The sequence below is a fragment of the Flavobacterium sp. KH_035 genome (genome assembly GCF_057839565.1).
This window is the reverse complement of record NZ_CM174492.1, coordinates 3,177,710-3,196,681: the sequence shown is the minus strand read 5'-3', so window position 1 is coordinate 3,196,681 and position 18,972 is coordinate 3,177,710. Positions and strand designations below refer to the sequence as shown.

Sequence of the window (18,972 nt, the reverse complement as noted above, 5' to 3'; positions counted from 1 at the left end):
TATAGTTTTTAATCAAAACGGAGGTGGTCATTTTGCTCCGGAATTAGGTGGTCATTTTGAACTGGAATAAGGTGCTCACTTTAAAACGGAATGGGGTGATCAATATAACCGGAATTTGCAAGCAACTGAATACATCTCCACCATTGCTTTATCAAAACCGATTACACCAGCCCTTTTACTAAAAAAATTGGTATAAACTTCTGGAGTTGCCTCTAATCCTGCTTTCAATCCCCATTTCACAAAATCAAATGGTTCCTCACTTTTTAAATCTAAATAAAATTCTGCTACGGTTCCAACTCTTGCAATTCCTCCTCCAATTGCTATCATAGGCCCGCCTACTACTGCACCTACACCGGTTGCAGATAAAACGACCCCTCCAGCTGTGAGTGAATCCCCAAAATTCTGAAAAATCCTAGATAAACTTTCTATTGTCTTAAATTCTCCATAAGGATCGTGTGTAATACTCATACCTTGAGCGAGAGTTCTACCATCGCTCAAAGTTCCCTTTCCTCCAGTTAAATAATCCATATTAACAAAATTATTAACTTGTACCATTGTGGGTTCGTTTTTTAAAATAACACGTTCCCAATCTAGATAATCAACTATTCGTTTAATAACATTTGGATCACTTGTCACAATACCTCTACCAGTATCAGTCCAACCGGGAGTATAATATGAAGAGCTTCCTCCTCTACCTCCTGAATTAGAAGGCGAACTACCAGAACTTTGATTGCTGAATCCAGAACCCCATCCCTGAGTATTCCCGTAATAACCTCCAGAACCACTATATGCTAATGGATTACTTCCCCCATACATTAATGCCCCATTAGTATAACTACCTCCCGTTCCACCCCAGCCAGAACCTCCCATTATACACTTCATTTCTTCTTTGCACATTGTGTTTTCAATGTCTGCAAAACTCATTTTTTTAATTCTCATGACATAAAATTTTAAATATTACACTATAAATACAATTACACATCTTAGAAAAACCTCAAAAAACTGATATAATTACTTTTTCACAATCTCAGTTTTAGTAAAACCATATTTTAAAGGTATCGGTTTCAGTACAGTTTGTTTTGAACAGAAAGTTTTAAACTGAATTAAATGATAGAACATCACTTCATACAATTGTTTATAAATTAATATTCCATTATTCCATTCAATATTGCCAGGTAAGCCTTCTACAACTACAAAATCAAAAAAGACCTTTAAATGAGATTCTTTCTCCTCCTTCTTAACAACATAAGTCATGCTTTCGATTTTATTTTTCATTTCTAATATTGAAGTTCCTTTCTTTAATTCTTCAAAAAGAAAATTACATTCGTCAAAGCAAAAATGAATTGGATTACTAAAAACCATTTTATAATCTTTACTTTTCATAAATAACTGATTCACATATTCATTATTTCTAAACAAGCAAAATGAACCGGTTATATAATCATGGCGGCTACTGATGATATCGTATTTTTGCAGAATTCGTTGGGTCATGAATGTCCGAATTGATCCAAAGACAATATCAATATCGTTAATGCCCCAAAAATCATAACCTTCTATAATTTCAGGAAACAAAAAGCCATAAGCGGGCTTAAAATCGCATAATTTATAGGGGTAATCAATGTTTACGGTAAAACCAAGTTTTTCAGAGGCTGAAACTTTTATTTCATGAAGGGTTTTGAAAACGATGGTGACGTTTTCAGGCTTATTTTCGATTTTCTCCTGATTATCTGTGATGATATAAAAATCAACACTTGGATTAAATGAACAGGAATGCAAAAAATAAGGGAAATACCAAGGGTATTTTCCGTACCAACAAGTAAGACTTGCTATTGAAGTAAGTTTTGACATAAAAAAAATATTATAATTCTAAAACATTGACTTGTACACATTAAAAAATTCAGTCTTGAATTCTGTGGTATCAATTTGTTTTTGGAAATTATAATATTTTGTATTCCAAACTTAGATAAAAAAAATCAAACAGAAAAGGATTTTTCTTACTATTTTAAAGGTTTAGGGTATTGTTTTTTAATATTACGGATCAATTCCTCGAGTCCGTTCAATTTTAGCTCATAAATAAGCGCCAATTGCTGTCCTAGTTCTCCTTTTGGAAATCCCTTGTTGTGGTACCAAACGACATAATATTCGGGTAAATCGATTAAAAAACGGCCTTCGTATTTTCCGAAAGGCATTTTGGTATGGGCTAATTTGATGAGAAATTTTTTGTCTGGTTCCATTTTTTTATAAAGAAAAAAGAAGCAAGAGGAAAGATTTTCTTTTCTCTTGCTTCTGATTAGTTGCAAAGCTATTAATTTTTTCTTTTGCCACAGATTAAAAAATAGTTTTCAGTCTCAGTTTTTCAGTCTCAGTTTTTCAGTCTCAGTTTACAGTCTCAGTTTACAGTCGCAGTTTACAGTCGCAGGGCCTTAACCTTTTTTTTAAACGTACTGCCAAACTAACGATTAATAAAAGACAGCTATTAGGGTAAATGATTTCGCCACGAATTCACAAATTATACTTAGAATAATTCATGAATTCGTGGCGAATATTTAAACTTAAAACCTTAGTGCCTTAGCACCTCAGAACCTTAGTCCCTTTTTTAATAATGCCATCTCACGAAAGCTTCCATTGCGGCATAGGTCGCTAAACCTAACTGCTGGTATAAAGTAGCTGTTTCGGCATTTCTGTCTTCGGCTCTTTGCCAAAATTCTCTGGCATCGGTTCCCTGGAAAACAACACCATCTTTTTGAGATTGGTGCTTGAAGATTCCGTGGCGTTTTGCCAATACCTGATCCGGGCTCATTGGTACCGCCATCTCCACTTCGTCAATTCCCCATTCCTGCCATGCTCCACGGTACAACCACAACCAGCAATCGTCCATAAATGATTTTGGTTTCAGCGCTTTTACGGCTTCAAAGATAGCATCCAGACAAACTTTATGTGTTCCGTGTGGATCTGCCAAATCTCCTGCAGCGTAAATTTGATGTGGTTTAATTTTTTCAATTAAATCCATCGTTAATTGGATATCTTCTTTCCCGATTGGTTTTTTCTCGATTGTTCCGGTTTCATAGAATGGCAATTCCATAAAATGAATCTGATCATCCGTTAAACCTACGAAATGACTGGTCGCTCTCGCCTCTCCTTTTCTGATTAATCCTTTGATGTAACGAACCTCAGGGATATCAATTTCGCTGTTCTTTTTATTGGTTAAGAAAGTTTCCGCTTTTTGGTAAATATTGTCCGCTTCGGCACTTTTGATTCCGAATTTTTCATTGTAATCAATTACAAATCTTGCAAAACGCAAAGCTTCATCATCGGCTACTGCAATATTTCCCGAAGTTTGATACGCCACATGCACTTCATGTCCCTGCTCCTGCAAACGCATGAAAGTTCCTCCCATACTGATGATATCATCATCCGGATGCGGACTAAAAATCAATACTCTTTTTCTGGCTGGTTCTGCTCTTTCAGGACGATTGGTATCATCGGCATTTGGTTTACCTCCCGGCCATCCTGTGATTGTATTTTGTAATTTATTGAATATTTTAATGTTGATGTCGTATGCCGGACCTGAATCAGCTAATAAATCACTCATTCCGTTTTCGATATAATCGGCATCGGTAAGCATTAAAATTGGTTTTTTAAGCTGAAGTGCTAATCCTAAAACTGCTTTACGGGTCAATTTATCGGTCCAGATTACTTTTTCTACCAACCATGGTTTGTTTATTCTGGTTAGTTTTGAAGAAGCCTCTTTGTCTAAAACAAAAACGGCGTTATTGTGTTCCTGTAAAAATGAAGCCGGTACTCGGTTGGTCACTTCATCTTCTACTGATTTTTTTACAATATTTGCTTTTCCTTCTCCCCAAGCCAGTAAAATTACCTGTTTGGCTTCCATGATCTTTTTTACTCCAAGTGTAATTGCTGTTCTTGGTGTATTACTCAATCCGAAAAAGTCTTTACTTGCTGCTACTCTGGTAATATGATCTAAAGCCACTAAACGTGTTTTAGAGTTTTGTAACGATCCCGATTCATTAAAACCAATATGTCCGTTACCTCCAATTCCAAGAATCTGCAAATCGATTCCGCCAAGTGCTTCAATTTTTGCTTCGTAATCGTGGCAATAATCCGCAATTTGCTCTTTAGTTAAAAGTCCGTCCGGAACGTGGTAATTCTCAGGTAAAATATCGACATGATCAAACAACAATTCTTTCATGAAACGAACGTAACTGTTGATTGAATTAGGCTCCATTGGATAATATTCATCCAAGTTGAAACTAATTACATTTTTAAAACTCAAGCCTTCTTCTTTGTGTAAACGTACCAGTTCAGCATATAATCCTTTTGGAGAAGAACCTGTTGCCAGTCCTAAAATACAAGGTTTATTTTCTTTTTGCTTGGATTGAATTAAAGCCGCAATTTCCTGAGCTACTGCTTTTGACGCATCCCCAGAATTTTCAAAAACAACTGTATTGATGTTTTCGAATCGTTTCTCGAACCCCGTTGCTTTGTCGATTTTACTTTTTAACATGATATAGTCTTTTTAATTTTTCTCGTTACACTTTACCAGCTTCGATACTTATGTCCTTTTACTGCATAAAAAAGGATCATTAAATACGATGGTAAGAGCATTAAATAAGCAATTTGATTCCCGCTTTTTGAAATTCCTGCGGTACCGTTTGCGATATTTGATGCATTTATATTTTCTGTGATCATTCCGTAGAATAAAGGAAAAATCGCTCCTCCAATAATTCCCATAATCAATATTGCACTTCCAATTTTAGTATATCCCCCTAAATCCTCTAATGCCATTGGCCAAATTGCCGGCCAGCAAAGTGCATTTGCCAGTCCTAACAACGCTACCAAAAGAATAACAACCGGCAAGCTTGGGATTCCAGGAAGCTGAATCATAATTTTTGGCGATATCAAAACTATTGCCAATACTAAAATTACGCCCAAAACTCCTGACGCTTTCAGGGCTGTTACCTGCGAAAGATATTTTGGGATTAATGTAATCCCTAATATATATCCCACAACCATTGCCGACATGGTAAATGAAGTCAATTTTAAATAAAAATTCCCTTCGGTTCCATATACTCCTAATTCTTTTCCGAATCCTCCAATAGAGTCTCCTGCTAAAACTTCGGCTGCTAAATACAACATTAAAGTTATTACTCCCAGCACCAATTGCGGACGTCTGAAAGCGTTTCTTATTTGCTTAAAAATACTCAAATGCGCTACATTTCCTTCTTCATCCAGATCAATTTCAGGAAGCGGGGAAAGTTTTACCAAAAGTGCTAAAACCATTATAATCAATCCCATATAAAGGTAAGGTCTTTGCAATTGTAATGCAAGAGTATTTAAAGCATTTGTTTTGGAAACGCTGTCCAAAAGCGCAATTTTATCTGCCGTAAACTCCTGCATGTTTGACAGTACCAAAGCTGTTAATATCAATGGTGCTACAAAACCTGCCAGTTTATTTGCAATTCCCAGTACACTAATTCTGGCTGCTGCACTTTCTCTTGGGCCAATCACTACAACATAAGGATTGGAAGCCGTTTGCAAAATAGCCAAACCGGTTCCCATGATAAATAAAGCAATTAGAAACAATAAAAAAGTTCGGCTTTCGGCGGCCGGATAAAACATAAATGCTCCGGCAGCAATGATTAATAATCCTAAAGAAATACCATTTTTATAGCCTACTTTCTCAATTACCCAGGACGATGGAATTGCCATTACAAAATAGGCAATATAAAAAGCAAAAGTTACAAAATAAGCCTGAGAAGAAGACAACTCGCACGCTAATTCGAAAAAAGGAATTAAAGGTCCGTTTAACCAGGTGACAAATCCCAATATAAAAAATAATGCGGTCAGAATAATCATCGGAATGATTGAACTCCTTTTTTCTATAGGTATTGCAGTCTCAATTTTTGACATAATTTTATTGGTTGATAGTTAATAGATTAGTTGTTTTATCCATCTAAAATAACATCAACACTTTTTGCAAATATATTGCAATTTAAACACAACTCGGTGCGTATTTTTTGCAATTTTAAAACAAAAGTAGTCTAATAAGTTATACTTATCTGTAAATTAGATATCAATTTTTTGTTAATTTTTTTTAAGCGTTCCAGTCTAAAACCGGATAATGCTGCTTTAAATATTCTTTTACATCGGCAATATCTTCTTTAGCAGTCAGATCCGGAACGTGTTCTGAAAATGGGATACCCACCGTTGTATTTGGATTTTCTTTTACGGCATTTAATAATACTGTAGGCAGTTCTTTTTCGTCACGTTCGGGATGAACAGGACAATTTTTTAAATGTGTATATAAAGTACTTCCGTTGAATTTAAAAGCATTCATACTCACTCGTATTTTTCCTTCAACATCTTTATAATCAGCCAAAACATCGGATGAGGGTTTTTCTAAAATATCCAATAGCTGATTATTCTCATCCAATTTGGCAATAGCAAATCGGGAAATTCTTTCAGAAGGAAATTCCAAAGCCTCACGATCGTAAGCAATAAAAGCGTTTGGGCTTCTAGTTTCTCTAAGCGCCAATAAAGCAGCTGCTGAATATAAGTTATCACTGTTACAAACTGAATATTGCTGTGTGTTTAATTCCGGAAACTGCTCTACCGCCTGAAACAAAGCATCGGCAGTACCAAATGGTTTCACTCTTCCTTCGGGAATGTACTGAACAGCGAATGAAATATTGAGCCCGTGAAAATCATTATCGGTGTTACGGCTTCCGTAAAATTCTTTAAAAAGCTCACCCTGCTCACCAATGATAATGTAGATGTTTTTATATCCTGCTTTTTTAGCGTTTAGCAAAAGATAATCCAACAAAGGTCTTCCGCTGGCTCCAACCCCTATTAACCCTTTACTTCTTTCATTTGCCTGCGCAATTTCTTCTGCAGATAAATTATCTGAAATGGCTTCTTTTTTCATGCGTGAGGATGCACCTCCCGCAAGAATAACTAAATTGTTATGCATAATTATATATTTTTCATTTTGAATTTCCTTAAATCTATTGGATTAAAATTGTTTCAGGTTTGAGGTTTCAGGTTTCAGGTTCCCAAAACTCACCACTCATATTTCACTTCTCACCTCTCACATTTCACATTTCACAGCTTAAATCTCCACATTTTCAATAACCCTAACACCAGGATCAACGGACACGGCATAGGCTTCCAGAGCTCCTGCTTTTAGAATGGCTTCAATAACCAAATCTTCTTTCTCCGGATTTGCGATAACCACAATACTTCCGCCACCACCGGAACCTACAATTTTTGCTCCGTAAGCACCTGCACGCAAAGCGGCATCGATCATAGCATCAATACGAGGTACAGTAACCTTTAATAAATCGCGTAAAACCTCATGATGCAGATTCATAAGCGCTCCAATTTTTTTAAGGTCTAAAACTGGTTTTTCAAACTCTTTTAAAGCTTCTTTGGTATAATGATAATTTTTTAATGCTGCTTCGAAAAAAGGAATCAATCGGTCCGGCAAGCAATTTCGATAAAGATCCAAATCTTCTACTTCGGAAGCATTCAGATCAAAATCCGGAAAGTTTTGTTTCACAATTCCGATAGACATTAAAGCATTTCCTTTTATCTCTCCAATCAGTCCGATGGTTTCTTTTGGCACTCCTGAAACCCCAGTAATCAGCCCTTTTAGACCCGTTCCGATTATTTTATACGAAAATGGATCTTTGGTATTAATGTACACGATATTCCCTACCCCAATGCTAAAATGATCCATCATTCCGCCTGGTTCTCCATGTTCTAAAACTTCAGATTCATAACCTAATTTAGAAATAAACTCGGGAGTAACTTCACGATCAATTCCAAAAGCATCGATTAAAAAACGAATCCATGCCATCAATAAAGCGGAAGAACTCGACGTTCCTGAGTTTATTGGAATATCTCCAGTAATGGTAATGTCGTAGCCAACATTAGGTACACAGCCGTATCTGCGCAATACCCGTAAGGACGAAGCAAAATAATCTCTGGGCTCTAATTTGTCGAAAGTGGCATCGATATCAATGATACGAATCTCATTAATATCAATCATATTTAAAACAAATGTTTGAGTTAGGTTTTGTTCGGCAGATAGTTGTATATTTCGATCGATTGCACAGGCGATAACCGGCAATCCTAAATAATCCTGATGGTCTCCGAAGAGGCAGGTTCTGCCCGGGGCTAATGAAGTAATTTTTTTCACTTAAAAATTCTATAATAAAGCACTGTAAAACAATAAATTACAATGCAAATTGGTTAAGGATTTGTTTTATTCTTTTGATTTTGATTCTACGAAACTATAGATTATATTTTTATAAAACAAGAAAAAAAAGAAAAATGTGCTCGAACACACCATTAAAATGTTCTCGAGCACACTAATTAATTCTTACAGGATTTTAAAAAAATTAAATCAAAGTTTCTATATTTGCTTATATGGATAAAAAGTACACCATTAAGGATATAGCAAAAATGGCCGGAGTTTCTAAAGGAACTGTCGACAGGGTTTTGCATAACAGAGGAAAAGTTTCTCCTGCGGCCTTAGATAAAATAAATGAAGTCCTGAACGTCATCAATTATGAGCCGAATTTAATTGCACGAAATTTAAAAAACACAAAGGTTTACAGAATCTGTGTTTTACTTCCCGATCCTGAAATTGATCCCTACTGGCTTCCCTGTGTAAACGGAATCCAGGATGCTATTACCGAATTTAAAGCTTATAGTGTTATTATTGAAACACACTTTTTTAATCCGGAAAGCACCAAATCATTTTTAAGCACCAATGAAGCAATTGTCAAGAAATCGCCTGATGCGGTTTTGATTGCTCCTCTATTCCACAAAGAAACAGTGGGAATCGTAAAACAATACGATGATTTAAACATCATGGTGAATACGTTTAACAACCAGATTGAAGGCGAATCCATTAAAAGTTTTGTTGGACAGGATTTACATAAAAGCGGTCGTGTAGCTGCCAGTTTAATGAATCTGATTTTAACAGAAGGTCAGATTGCCATCATACATATTGACGAAAGCCTTAAAAATGCTGTGCACATGCAGGAAAAGGAAAAGGGTTTCAGAAGTTACTTTGATGAAAAAAAGATCCGTGGTTTTTCGCTGACCACTCTAAAATTAAAACATCCGAATGTTGAAACTAAATTTTCTGCATTTTTAGACGAAAATCCAAATCTGAAAGGAATTTTTATCACCACCTCAAAAGCATATCAAATTGCTTCTATTCTGTCTTCTGTACCAAACAAAAAGATTGCAATCATTGGGTACGATTTAGTAGCAAAAAATGTCAATTTCTTAAATCAGGGACTGGTTCATTTTTTAATTCATCAAAATCAAAAAAGACAGGCCTATTTAGGCGTTAGTACTTTGGTGGAGCACTTTTTATTCCGAAAAGATATTCCGGAAACCATTTTACTGCCAATCGATATTATTAACGTGGAGAATGCTTCTTTTTACGTTTCCTAAATTTGCAGCGTTTCGTTGCACAGAGCCTCACTAAGCTCACACAGAGATACAGAAAAATGATTTAAAAAACTTTGAGGGAACACTTCACAGAGTTCCTTCAAAGTCTTGAGCTATTTCAAAAAACCACAAAACAAGCAAAAAAAAAGTGTAAATCCGCGTCTTTGCAAAGCGAATCAGTACCATCCATGTACTACTAGGTTTGTCTTATTGAATCTTTGTTATTTCACGCAGATTTGACAGATTTAAGCAGATTTACGCGGATATTTTTTTAATCAAACTAATCATCTTAACTAGACTGCAAGGTTTTTTGGTATCGGTTCTTTACTGTTTTTTTCAGCAGATCTGGCTGATTTTACACATCTTACTTACTCTAAAACGATATAAACTTGTTGAAAACAAAACTTCATACTGTAAAAATTCCGTAGGAACGAAACATATAAATAAAAACAATAACCATCACGCATAAAGAACTTTGCGACTTAGCGCCTTTGCGAGATTGTTTTTAAAATTGAATTAATCCTTAAAAAATTAAATTACCCACCACAAGACTCCTGGTCCCAAAGCCTAAATACACAAAAAATGTAAAAAAACTTCGTGAAGCTTTGTGATTCCTTCGTGAATCTTTGTGGAAAAACTATCTTACTTCAGAAGCCACTACTCCATCAAGATAAATTTCCCAAAAGAAGAAGCAATATGAAAATTAGGTGTTTCAGTATTAGGATTTACCCACGAAATCCAGGTAGGTTCGTATTCCTGATTTGTATTCTGAGCAAATTTCGCTCTAAAAACCCCTGCTTCAATAGTGTTGTTCTGTATTAAATTCAAATCTTTTAGCGATTGAATACTAATTCGACCTTCGACAGTGAAAGAGATCTCATCTTTTGAAGTCGTGATTTCTAAATCTTTTTTAGGCCATTTCCAATCAAAATCAAAGTCCTTATCGGGACGTGCTTTAAAATCCATTACACGTCCAGCTGTGTCGATTTCTAAACAATAATACGGATCTATAGATTCATTAGTCCTAAAAAATAATTCTACACGATCTGAATTTCTGATACTGTCAAAACTATCGTCTTTTTGATCCAGATAAATATGGGCATCAAAAACCCTGAATTTAAAAAAGAGATTTTCGAGATCCCAAAAAGCTCTGAATTCTATTTTTGAAAATGGATCACTTTTCCATGCGGAGCAAAAATCAGTGAGGCAATTTGCATTTTCCCAAAAAGAAACAACAGAATCTTCTATGTCCTTTTTCTGACTCTTATCTCGTAAAACAACTTGATATTCTTTCACTATAATTGATTTTTATTTTTGTTAATTTTTTTAACATTTCAGATTCTGAAGATTGCTCCAATCGGCATCTTTTTTTTGTTTTTTGTGAATTACGAATGTAGGTTAAAATTTAATAAAAGAAAACACGGCACTTTTCAGAATAAATACATAAGAACAGTCTTTGTTTCTTTCTAAAACATCAAGCCCATCACTAACAAACATATCATTACTTTAACATAAATGATACAAATAACACAACAAAACAACATTTAGTACTAAAATACATCAAAAAACAACTACTCTTTTACTTCTAACTAATTCAACTGTAATCACACGAATTTAAGTAAAAAAAAATGTTTTGCATAAAAAAATGTGCTCGAGAACATTAATTATGTGTGTTCGAGCACATTTTTATTGTTTTTTCTTGTTTTATAAAAATATAATATATAGCTTCGTTAGATCATAATCTTAAAAATAAGTTAATTACACGATTTTTCAATGGTTTTTCATGGTTCTAAAAAACAGAAAAACCACAAGAAATAGCCCCATACAAAAAGATTAAAATAGAACGGCCATTGTTTTTTAGCCATTTCGTCAGAAGATAAATTACAACCTAAAAAAAGTTATCTCAAAAAAAAAAAGAAGTCTAAAGCTTACAAACGAAAAAAAACAAATAAACATTAACCAAACCCAATTTTAAGTATGAAATTATTAACCCAAAAAGGACCCGGAGATTTGAGGCTAAAAAATCTTACCGGTACAGAGATTAAACTCACACTTTTTTTAGTATTTGTTTTTACAGTTCAGGTTTCAGCGACCTCAGCCGTAAAAATAAATCGCAGAAATGATATTGCATTCCTTTTTGAAAAAACAGTGAAGGGTAAAGTAACAGATCAAAACGGACTTCCGATAGCCGGAGCAAATGTTGTTGTAAAAGGAAGCCACACCGGAGTACAAACTGATACAGATGGAAGTTTTGCTATTACTGTTGCAGACAACGTGACCAAACTTATCGTTTCATACATTGGTATGGAAGATCAGGAAATAACTATTGGAACCTCGCCTTTAAAAATCGTTATGAAGGAGGTAGGACAAAAATTAGAAGAAATAGTTATAGGATACGGAAAAGCCAAGAAAAAAGACCTTACCGGTTCTGTAAGTTCTATTGGCAAAGACAATTTGAATTTAGGAGGTACCATCTCTAATGTTGGTCAGGCCTTGCAGGGTCGTGCTTCGGGGGTCCAGGTACAGCAAAACAGCTATGCTCCCGGGACAAACCCTTCCATTGTTATTAGGGGTGGAAACTCTCTTAACAACTCTAATTCTCCTCTATATGTTGTAGACGGTTTCATCACTAGTACCGGAGCCTCAATAAGTCCAAATGATATTGAGAACATTCAGATCTTAAAAGATGCTTCTTCTACTGCGATTTATGGTTCAAGGGGAGCGAATGGCGTTATCCTGATTACAACCAAAAAAGGAAAATTAGGAAAAATGCAGATTGAAGCCGAAATCTCAGATGGTTTTCAAAGCGTCATCAAAGAACCTTCTCTTATAAACGGACAACAATATGCCGACATTCAAAATGCAATTGCACTGGAAAATGGAAGACCACCTATTTTCTCTTCGGATTTTCCTATTGCAAATACCAATTGGTTTAAGGCAGCAACACGTCCCGGAGAAGTGATTAACAGAACTATTACTTTTAGCGGAAGTGACAAAACATCTAAATTTTTTCTTTCGGGAAACTACATCAAACAAACAGGAGCTATTGAAAATACAGATTTCAAAAGATATAGTGTGAGAATGGGAGGCGAAAAAAGATTTAATGACCGTTTAAATGTTGGTACTAATATTTACGGGGCCGCCAGCGAAGGAAACAACAGTGATTTTGGAGATAACATTTTATCCCCAATGTTTTCAATTCAAACCGCCCCACCTACCATTCCGATTTACAATCCTGATGGTTCTTATTACAAATTTCAAGGAAAAGATAATGCTTTAGCTCTTTTATTAGAACCTACAGATCACATCATCAATAGATTGGTTAATGGGAATATGTTTTTGGATTATGAGATCATTAAAGGTCTAACCTATCACTTTGGAGCAGGCGCTGAATGGCAGGAAAACATCGAAGGGAAATATACTCCAAGAACACTGGTGGCCGGAGCAGCTTTGAAGGGATCCGGTTCTGAGGAAAACAAAACCTATTTCAGATGGAGCACTGATCAATATCTGACTTATAAATTCAATATAAACGAACATTCTATAAGTGCCATGATTGGAACTTCTAATCAGAAAGACACTTATGAATTTTTAAAAGCAGCAGGTACAGGCTTTTCTAATGATGTATTAACCTATCACAACCTTGACGCCGCAGCGGTTTATTTGAAACCCGAAACAGAAAAAATCGAAACAAAGCTGACTTCTTATTTCGGAAGGCTAAATTATTCTTTTAACGATCGATACCTGGCTGCTTTTACCCTAAGAAGGGACGGCTCATCTCGTTTTGGAAGTAATAATTCCTATGGTACTTTCCCATCGGGAGCCATAGCCTGGAAAATATCGAACGAGTCTTTTATGCAAAACTCCAAAACGATCTCCGATCTTAAATTAAGAGTGAGTTATGGTGTTACAGGGGCAGACGGTATTGGAGATTATGCTTTTATGCCTACATTAAAAGCCTGGGGAGTGACGATTGGAGATGGAAATTTCTCTAATGGTACTGAACCTGCCAACTTAGCCAACAAAGATTTAAAATGGGAACAAACTACTCAGACCGATATTGGTTTAGATATGGGACTTTTTAATGACAGAATAACGGCCACAATCGATGTCTATAAAAAGAGAACTACCGATGCACTTCTTAAAGTTCCTATTGGTGGCTGGTGGGGCTTTAACACTCAGACCATCAATTCCGGAGTTATTGACAATAGAGGTATTGAACTGGGCATTACCAGTACCAATTTCAGAAACGATCATTTCTTGTGGACTACCTCATTAAATGTTGCTTACAACAAACAAGAAGTAGTTTCTCTTGCCGATAATGTTGCCATTATCAGTCAAAACACCTCTAACCCAAGCGGAACTGTTTCGGGACGAGAATTTACAAGACTGGAACCTGGCAAAGAAATGGGGGTACTATATGGTTTTAAATATGCCGGAGTCATCAAAACAGGAGAGGTATATACTCCACAACCCTTGTCTAAACCGGGAGATCCAAAATACGAAGATTTAGATGGCGATGGCGCAATAACAGCAGCCGACAGAACTTATTTAGGAAATTCTACTCCACATTATACTCTCGGATTTAACAACGACTTTAAAATTGGGAACTTCGATCTAAATATCTTTTTTCAGGGAGCTTTTGATTATTCAGTTTACAACATGACCAAAATGGTTGGAGAATCAACAACAAGTACCGACGCATTAAATCGATGGGTTGCCGGTACCAATGAAAATACTGATGTTCCAAGAGACGGCTATTACAAAAGCACTTATGGCAGTTACGTCAATTCAAAATTTGTCGAGGAAGCCTCTTATCTGCGCCTAAAAAATCTCTCTATTGGATACTCTATTCCTGAAAGTGTTTTGAAACAGGTTAAATTCATTGATAATATCAGACTGTATGCCATCGGACAAAATCTGCTGACTATTACAAAATATTCAGGAAACGATCCCGAGGTTAATGGACATTTCACTAACGATACTACCAAACAAAACTTAGGAGGAGGAATCGATTTCAATTCATTCCCGGCTTCACGAACCATCATTTTGGGTATTAAGGTTGCCATTCATTAGTCAAAAAGCTTTTTTAGTAACATAAAATTTATTAAAATGAAAAAATATACAATTATATTCCTCTTACTGACAGCCGGTTTGCAATTTTCATGCAATGAGGACCTTGATCCTACCGTGTATAGCAGTTTGACCGATACAAATGGATTTCAAACCAAATCAGATGCTATTGCTTCTATTAATTCCATTTACGGAAGATTAAAAGGCCCTTCTGTAGGAGATAACTTTTCGTATTGGGCCACACGACATTTTGCTTTAACAGATATCGCTACAGATTTAGGTCATTGTCAATACGGTGGTGATCCGGGACAATTGTCTTTGGGACTCTGGAATTCTGCCAACGGTCTGCTTCTGGAAGACTGGAATGCCATGTACAAACTGGTGGCGAACGCTAACTTTGCCATTTTTAATATTACCAAAATGAGCGGTATCACGGATGCAGAACGAGCTCAGTTTATAGCCGAAGCCAAATTTTTAAGAGCTTCTGCCTATATGGATTTAACAGATTCCTGGGGACCTGTTATTTTAGTGACAGAAGCCAACTTAGACAATCCAAACTATCTGGAGCAAACACCTCCTTCCTCTGTTGAAACTATAGAAGCTCTTTTAATTAAAGATTTGAATGATGCCGCTACAGTTTTACCAGTCAACTACAAGAAAAATGCAATCTATGAAAGTAATGACGTAGGACGTGCTACAAAAGGCGCTGCCTTAACACTATTAGCAAAATTGTATTTACGAAATCATGACTGGCAAAAAGTAGCCACTCTTACACAACAAGTCATGAACCTCAACGAGTACAGCCTTTTCCCTACTTATCTGGGATTGTTTAAAGAGAGTAACAAATGGTGCAGTGAAAACATCTTTTCTTCCCTTAGTGATGCCAATGTAAACGGAACGGAACTACTGAACCATTTTGGCCCAATAGACCATCCGGTTGTAGAAAACAGATGGCAATATTATACCGTAAACTGGGATTTTTACAACACTTTTGGTAACGAAGATGATCGAAAAAAATGTTTCTTCCCAGAATTTATGGGCACTGATAAATTGCTGCACAAACAAGCACCTTCTTTAGGAGCCCAGCCCCCGAAAGGAGTATTCTATATGCCGGATGTATCAACCAGAAAATATGCCGACGATGAAACCACTACTTATTATGACGGTCACAGCGTAAACATATTGCGTTATGCAGACGTATTGTTAAGCAGGGCCGAAGCCTTAAACGAGATAAGCGGTCCAACTGCAGAAGCCATAGACCTTATCAATCTGGTAAAAGGAAGATCGCATGCCAAACTGCTGGTTGTATCCGATTACAATAAATCTTCTTTGAGAGATGCTATTTTACAGGAAAGAGGATGGGAATTATTCTATGAAGGAAAACGCCGTCAGGACTTAATTCGAATGAATAAATTTGATGTTCTAGTAAACGCCTATCATGTAAGAGTTGGAGAAACCGCACCTATCACCATGCCTAAAAACAAGTATTATACCTATCCGCAAAGTCAGGTGGACTTAAACCCTAACCTAAGCAACGCCGACAGACAATAATAGAAATCAGATCAGGAACAGGCAGGCATTTCAAGACCTGCTGTTCCTGATTTTTAACCCTAATGAAGTTAAACTGATTATACTATGTTTTTTAATAATTTTAAGACCAAGAGTATAACTTTTCTGTCTCATAAAAAGAAGCCTTTCAGATGATTAAAAATGTAATAGCAAAAGGAGTTTTTATTTGGATACTGCTTACAATCGCAAGTTGTTCTAAAAATCAGGTCAATCCGATCAAAAATATTACTATTGGCACTCATGGTAACAACGAATTGAAAATTCAAATCGATGTCACTACGAATGAAAATGTTCAGGTCTATGCCCAATACTGGTCTGATCAGAAAGGAATAAAATACAAAATAATCTCTCCAATTTCAAAAACAGGCCTCTCTCATTCTTTGGTCCTTTGCAACATCGCTCCTGAGACAAATTATAGTTTTCAATTAATAACGAGCAACGGACAGGAAAAAGACAGCAGTAAAGTATATACTTTCAAATCCCGAAAATTACCGGAATGGCTACAGAAACAATTCAAAGCAAACTGTCCGAAACCCGAACTGGTACCGGAAAATTTCAAAAAAGGATTTATGCTTCTAGCCAAAAGAGAAACACCGGGAGTCGCTTATATTGTAGATTATAAAGGCAATTTAAGATGGTATCATACCGTTGAAGGAACAGGGTTTAAAGTAGCTCATTTTACCAAAGAGCAAAGTATTATCGCTATTCTGGGAAAGAATGATGAGCCTACAAGTTATGGAAGTGAGATTCTGGAAATCAATTTACAAGGAGATACGCTAACCCATATCAAAAAAGGACAAGGCGATCTGAAACAGGTGATTCATCACGAAATCATCAAAAAATCAGATAACGAAATTGTGACCCTATTTGTAGACACCCGAATAACCGATTTAAGATCTATTGGAGGGAAACTAAAAGACACGATTAATGGAGACGGGATTCTGATTCTGGATCGAAAAGGAAAACAACTTTGGAAATGGAGTGTTTTTGATGATCTAGATCCAATGAAAGACAAAAAACTACTCAAAACCAAAAAAGACTGGATGCATGCCAACAGTTTAAACTATGATAAAGATGGAAATTTTCTGATCTCCTTTTACAACAACGGTCAAATCTGGAAAATAGATGCCAAAACCGGAAAAGTAATCTGGAAACTAGGAAGAGGCGGAAATTTAAACCTGTCCAAAGACATCGATTTCTCACAAGCACATGCCGCACACATAAATCCCGAAGGCAGTTTGATGTTTTTTGATAACGGAGTCGATAAAAAGCAATCTTCTGTTTTTGCCCTCAAAGTAGATGAAAAGAGTAAAAACGTAAAACTGGATTTCCACATACAATTGCCAAAAGATATTTACAACGACCGAATGGGAAGTGCTTATATGATTGATAAAGAAACCATTTTGGCCTGTTGTTCCAAAAGACACATAACGGTTCTGACCAATAAAAAAGGAGTTTTACTCTGGGCATTAGAGTCCGAAATTCCGCCTTACAGGGTACAATTTATTCCCGAAGAAAACTTAAAACCGTTTCTATTGAATTAAAGGCACGATCTTGTCGGAAATGACAAAACAAGACTATTGATTAAAAAAAATTATAAACACATAGAAACATAGATTTTAGGTATAATTAAAGAATACCATTAGAAACTCGTTTCTTTCACATAGTTGGCTTTGTGCATTTTAAATAAGTGAAACGCCTTTTTTAAGTAAACAGAAGCTATGTATCTATGTGTTAAAAATAATTGGAACTAGCTGGTTAATACTATAAAAAAAACTAACAGGCTCATCTCAAGGCTTTGGGATTGTTAGCATACAACACAGATTAAAACTTTACGCCATGAAAAAAATAATTCTTATTGGTCTGTTTACAGCATTGCCAATTGTTGTTTTCAATTCGTGTAATACTTCAAATTCACAGACATTAGCAAACAAAACTGCTGATGATGATTCGTATATTACCATTGACACCTCAAAAATTCCGGACGATCAATTTGGAGAATCTGTTCGTTATGGAAGAGAATTAATGCTAAAAACGGCTTACTACATTGGTCCGAATGGAATCAAAGGAAAATATTTGGGCAACAAGATGAATTGTACCAACTGTCATCAAAATGCAGGAACAAAACCTTACGCCTTCAATTTAATGTCTTCTCACGACAATTATCCACAATACCGTGGCCGCGAGAATAAAGTCCTGACGCTTGCCGAAAGGGTCAACAATTGTATCATGCGTCCACATTCCGGGAAACCACTTCCACTCGACAGCAAAGAAATGGTTGCTTTTTTATCGTACTTCAAATGGATCAGCAAATTTGTTCCGAAAGATGGTGATTTCAAAGGAGCCAAGAACCTCGAAATTGAATTTCCGGATGTAGCCGCAAGTCCGGAAAGAGGAAAAGCGCTCTTTATCGAAAATTGTGCCCGCTGCCACGGAAACAACGGAGAAGGTCAGTACAATGCCGACAAATCAGGCTACATCTACCCGCCACTTTGGGGAGAATATGGTTATCAGCCCGGTTCAAGTATGCACAGAGTGATTAAACAGGCACAATGGCTAAAAAGCAATATGCCGTATGATAAAGTCAGTCTTGGAAAACCTTACCTAACCGACTTACAAGCGTTGGATATTGCTGCCTATGTAAATGATGATGCCGTACACGACAGGCCCAATCCTAAAACATTCGATTATCCCAATAAAATGGGGAAACCTATTGATTATGCACACAGCCCTTTCAACGATCATTTTTCAGAACAACAACATAAATACGGACCTTACAAACCCATAATCGCCTACTGGAAAAAAAATGGCTGGAAAGCGGTATATTAGAGGTGTTTATTG

General features: G+C 36.2%; 13 protein-coding genes. 5 read left to right on the top strand and 8 right to left on the bottom strand.

Annotation, left to right across the window (positions count from 1 at the left end; translation table 11 throughout):
- Positions 1–99: 99 nt before the first annotated feature.
- From AC3IS6_RS13065 to AC3IS6_RS13035, 7 genes are all read right to left on the bottom strand, one after another.
- The gene (locus AC3IS6_RS13065) at positions 100–939 is read right to left on the bottom strand and encodes a hypothetical protein (protein WP_489159940.1); all 840 of its coding nucleotides are present in this window, start codon (positions 937–939) and stop codon (positions 100–102) included.
- A 72-nt stretch (positions 940–1,011) separates the two neighbouring features.
- The gene (locus tag AC3IS6_RS13060; RefSeq protein WP_489159938.1) at positions 1,012–1,848 is read right to left on the bottom strand and encodes a DUF6625 family protein; all 837 of its coding nucleotides are present in this window, start codon (positions 1,846–1,848) and stop codon (positions 1,012–1,014) included.
- A 149-nt stretch (positions 1,849–1,997) separates the two neighbouring features.
- A complete protein-coding gene (locus tag AC3IS6_RS13055; protein ID WP_489159937.1) occupies positions 1,998–2,234 on the bottom strand; it encodes a DUF3820 family protein in 237 nt (78 codons plus the stop codon).
- Between the two features lie 362 nt (positions 2,235–2,596).
- Positions 2,597–4,525 carry a glucosamine-6-phosphate deaminase gene (gene nagB, locus AC3IS6_RS13050; RefSeq protein ID WP_489159935.1) on the bottom strand — a complete coding sequence of 643 codons (1,929 nt, stop codon included), beginning with the start codon at positions 4,523–4,525 and terminating at the stop codon, positions 2,597–2,599.
- A 32-nt stretch (positions 4,526–4,557) separates the two neighbouring features.
- The gene (locus tag AC3IS6_RS13045) at positions 4,558–5,931 is read right to left on the bottom strand and encodes a sugar MFS transporter (protein WP_173966917.1); all 1,374 of its coding nucleotides are present in this window, start codon (positions 5,929–5,931) and stop codon (positions 4,558–4,560) included.
- A 184-nt stretch (positions 5,932–6,115) separates the two neighbouring features.
- Entirely contained in the window at positions 6,116–6,991 is an 876-nt protein-coding gene (locus tag AC3IS6_RS13040) for a sugar phosphate nucleotidyltransferase (RefSeq protein WP_489159932.1), read from the bottom strand.
- Between the two features lie 138 nt (positions 6,992–7,129).
- The gene (locus AC3IS6_RS13035) at positions 7,130–8,221 is read right to left on the bottom strand and encodes a mevalonate kinase family protein (protein WP_489159930.1); all 1,092 of its coding nucleotides are present in this window, start codon (positions 8,219–8,221) and stop codon (positions 7,130–7,132) included.
- A 230-nt stretch (positions 8,222–8,451) separates the two neighbouring features.
- On the opposite strand from AC3IS6_RS13035, the gene AC3IS6_RS13030 reads away from it, so the two are divergent.
- Positions 8,452–9,492: a LacI family DNA-binding transcriptional regulator gene (locus AC3IS6_RS13030; protein ID WP_489159928.1), complete on the top strand. Its 1,041-nt coding sequence runs from the start codon at positions 8,452–8,454 to the stop codon at positions 9,490–9,492.
- 654 nt (positions 9,493–10,146) lie between these two features.
- On the opposite strand, the gene AC3IS6_RS13025 is transcribed toward AC3IS6_RS13030, so the two are convergent.
- Complete coding sequence (locus AC3IS6_RS13025; protein ID WP_489159926.1) at positions 10,147–10,785, bottom strand: sugar-binding protein; 639 nt, start codon at positions 10,783–10,785, stop codon at positions 10,147–10,149.
- 681 nt (positions 10,786–11,466) lie between these two features.
- Here AC3IS6_RS13025 and AC3IS6_RS13020 point away from each other — a divergent pair.
- From AC3IS6_RS13020 to AC3IS6_RS13005, 4 genes are all read left to right on the top strand, one after another.
- Positions 11,467–14,565 (top strand): SusC/RagA family TonB-linked outer membrane protein, encoded by a 3,099-nt coding sequence (locus AC3IS6_RS13020; protein ID WP_489159924.1) that lies wholly within the window; start codon positions 11,467–11,469, stop codon positions 14,563–14,565.
- A 36-nt stretch (positions 14,566–14,601) separates the two neighbouring features.
- The gene (locus tag AC3IS6_RS13015; protein ID WP_489159922.1) at positions 14,602–16,113 is read left to right on the top strand and encodes a RagB/SusD family nutrient uptake outer membrane protein; all 1,512 of its coding nucleotides are present in this window, start codon (positions 14,602–14,604) and stop codon (positions 16,111–16,113) included.
- 149 nt (positions 16,114–16,262) lie between these two features.
- On the top strand, positions 16,263–17,675 hold the full coding sequence (locus tag AC3IS6_RS13010) for an aryl-sulfate sulfotransferase (protein ID WP_489159920.1): 1,413 nt from the start codon (positions 16,263–16,265) through the stop codon (positions 17,673–17,675).
- A gap of 295 nt (positions 17,676–17,970) precedes the next feature.
- Entirely contained in the window at positions 17,971–18,960 is a 990-nt protein-coding gene (locus AC3IS6_RS13005) for a c-type cytochrome (protein WP_489159918.1), read from the top strand.
- Positions 18,961–18,972: the final 12 nt, after the last annotated feature.